We start from the raw sequence: 1,475 nt of genomic DNA, 5'->3' as shown, positions 1-1,475 counted from the left end.
CGAAAGGACTCTCAATGAAGAAGTCAAGCCGCCGTCGTCGTGGTGACGGGGGGTGAATCAGGTTGCCAGGTGCGGTTGTCACGGATCAGTGCGTAAAGGACGTTGGTACGGCGTCGCGCCAGGCAGATGGTGGCCGGGATCGGACGTTTACCCTCCTCTCGTTTGCGCTGGTAGTAGGCCCGAGAGTGGTCGTCGCAACGTATCGAGGTCAGAGCCGACATGTACATGACTCGACGCAAGCGACGGCTGTAGCGCTTGGGGGTGTGCAGGTTTCCGGTCCGTGTTCCCGAATCTCGAGACACCGGAGCCAGTCCGGCCCAGGCGGCGAGTTGATCGGCCGAACCGATCAGCGCAGGATCGCCGACGGCGGCCAGGAATTCGGCGCCGAGTCGGAATCCAATGCCGGGCATGCTGGTGATCACCTCGGCAAGGGGATGGCGGCGAAACCGGCCCTCGATGTCGGCGTCAGTGGTTTTGATGCGGTCATCAAGGGCGATCACCCCCTGGGCCAGTTCGGCGACCAGAGTGGCGGCGACCTCCTCGCCGGGCATCTTGACCGTCTGAGCCTTGGCGGCCGAGACTGCAGCGACGGCGATGGCAGATGCGTTACGGACTCCAGCGTCGGCCAGGAACTTCGTCAGTCGCGAAATGCCGCTCTGCCGTATGGCTTTGGGTCGTTGATAGCGCGACAACAGCACCGCCCAGCCGCGGTCGGAGCTGAGCTCGGCGACCCGTTCCAAAGCTGGGCAGACGGCGATCAGTTGCTGACGCAGCCGGTTGATGGTGCGGGTGCGATCAGCCACCAGATCGGCGCGGTGGGCGGTCAGCATCCGAAGTTCGGTGACCAGGTCGTCGTCGGGATGCAGGACCGGCAGATCCTCACCGCGCATCCGCGATTGATCAGCGATCACCCTGGCATCTTTGGCGTCGGTCTTGGACTCGCCTCCGCGATAAACCGTCGAGGCCTGCCACACCGCCCGGCCCGCGAGGTAGCGCACCGACTTGCCGAGGTCGGTCAGCACCGTCAACAGCAGGGTGGCATACGTCATGGTCAGGTCCACCGTCCAGGACACCTGCGGACCCAACTCGTCGACCTCCGCGATCAGCTCGCGGATGGACTGCTCGTCATTGACCAGCTTGCGCGACAACACCGCCGCCCCGGCGGCGTCAACCACACACACCCAATGATGTTCTCTACCGACATCCACACCAGCCCACAACTGATCTGTTGTCATCGATTCTCTTTTCGCTTGTCTGCCAACATGTTCCCCACGGACAACCCCGCCAGCGTTTCCTTAAACAAGCGATCACATCGCAGATCTCAATCAGCGGCCAGAGAAGTCCAGGCAGGCCGGGCGGCCAGTCCTTTCAAGCCGCACCACCAAGGCCGGCTAAACCGATGCAGCCTCACCCGGCCCACCCGGGTCACAGCACAACGTAACAACACGAAGTAACTGCACCTACGAACTTAAGGA

1 protein-coding gene is annotated in these 1,475 nt (G+C 62.8%); it reads right to left on the bottom strand.

Going from position 1 to position 1,475, the window contains the following annotated elements:
• Positions 1-23 precede the first annotated feature (23 nt).
• Positions 24-1,235: an IS110 family RNA-guided transposase gene (locus CSQ99_RS30560; protein ID WP_099042695.1), complete on the bottom strand. Its 1,212-nt coding sequence runs from the start codon at positions 1,233-1,235 to the stop codon at positions 24-26.
• Positions 1,236-1,475: the final 240 nt, after the last annotated feature.

Origin of the sequence: Mycobacterium neglectum (assembly GCF_002591975.1) — a bacterium.
GTDB classification, from domain to species: domain Bacteria; phylum Actinomycetota; class Actinomycetes; order Mycobacteriales; family Mycobacteriaceae; genus Mycobacterium; species Mycobacterium neglectum.
This window is presented reverse-complemented; position numbering and strand designations above follow the sequence as displayed.

Excerpts from the sequence above, each read along its gene's own strand:
- CSQ99_RS30560 (WP_099042695.1), bottom strand. The coding sequence starts at position 1,235 with ATGACAACAGATCAGTTGTGGGCTGGTGTGGATGTCGGTAGAGAACAT.